Below are 1,414 nucleotides of genomic sequence, written 5' to 3'. Positions count from 1 at the left end.
GTGTAGATGTATCCCGTAGAATTAAGAATCCTCGTAGTACAGTGAATAATGATACTATTGGCCAGATATATACATTCTCCCTAAAAGAAGGTTTTATTGTAGATGGAACTCCCGGCTTTGTCCTTCAACCTTACGATGAAGTTTATGTACGTCGTAGTCCGGGTTATCAGGCCCAACAGAATGTGGTTGTTGAAGGTGAAATACTGTTCGGAGGCTCTTATGCAATGACCAGTCGTGAAGAACGTCTTTCGGACTTGATCAATAAAGCTGGAGGTGCAACGAACTATGCCTACTTACGTGGTGCAAAGTTAACCCGTGTAGCCAATGCAAGTGAAAAGAAACGCATGGGTGATGTGATCCGTTTGATGAGCAGACAGTTGGGTGAGGCTATGATGGACTCTTTGGGTGTTCGTGTGGAAGATACCTTTAGTGTTGGTATTGACTTGGAGAAAGCATTAGCGAATCCTGGAAGTACAGCAGATATTGTCTTGCGTGAAGGTGATGTGATTTCTATTCCGAAAAATAATAATACGGTTACAATCAATGGTGCCGTAATGGTTCCGAATACTGTTTCTTATATGGAAGGAAAGAATATAGACTATTATCTGAATCAAGCCGGTGGTTATTCTGAAAATGCGAAGAAGAGTAAGAAATTTATCGTATACATGAATGGCCAAGTGACTAAAGTGAAAGGTAGTGGCAAGAAGCAGATTGAGCCTGGGTGTGAGATAATTGTGCCTAGTAAAGCTAAGAAAAAAACTAATATGGGTAATATTCTAGGTTACGCTACTACATTCAGCACTTTGGGAATGATGGTTGCATCTATTGCTAATCTGATCAAAAAATAAAAGATAACAGCTTATACCACTATGATAGAAGGAGAATCTGAAAAAGAAATAAGACAGAAACAGAGTAACCATACAGATGAGGAGATCGAAATTGATCTAATGGATATTCTTCGTAAGATTATAGGTATTCGTAAGATAATCTATAAAGTTGCTGGTATTGGTTTGATAATTGGCATTATTATAGCAATCAGTATTCCTAAACAGTACACAGTTGAAGTTACTCTTTCTCCAGAGATGGGAAGTAATAAGGGCAATGGTTTATCTGGTTTGGCAGCTTCTTTCCTTGGAAATGAAGTTGCCATGGGTGATGGTACTGATGCATTGAATGCTTCTTTGTCTGCCGATATTGTTTCTTCTACTCCTTTTTTATTAGAACTTTCTACAATGGAAATATCAGTATCGAAAGATGAAAATATGACATTGAATATTTATTTGGATGAGGAATCTTCTCCATGGTGGAATTATGTAATTGGATTCCCTGGTATGGTAATTGGTGGAATGAAGTCATTGTTTGTTGAAGAAAATAACGAATTAGTAACTTCAGATAAAATCAATCAGGGGATAAT

2 protein-coding genes are annotated in these 1,414 nt (G+C 37.6%); both read left to right on the top strand.

Annotation, left to right across the window (positions count from 1 at the left end; translation table 11 throughout):
- A partial coding sequence (locus AB5935_RS23945) for an SLBB domain-containing protein (RefSeq protein ID WP_368327653.1) occupies window positions 1–848 on the top strand: 848 nt, incomplete at its 5' end.
- Window positions 849–869: 21 nt separating this feature from the next.
- Window positions 870–1,414, top strand: a 545-nt coding sequence (locus AB5935_RS23940; protein ID WP_410525543.1) for a Wzz/FepE/Etk N-terminal domain-containing protein, incomplete at its 3' end; no start/stop codon positions are given.

Origin of the sequence: Phocaeicola sp. RTP21198st1_B8_RTP21198_201120 (assembly GCF_040929485.1) — a bacterium.
Taxonomy (GTDB): Bacteria; Bacteroidota; Bacteroidia; order Bacteroidales; family Bacteroidaceae; genus Phocaeicola; species Phocaeicola dorei.
This window is presented reverse-complemented; position numbering and strand designations above follow the sequence as displayed.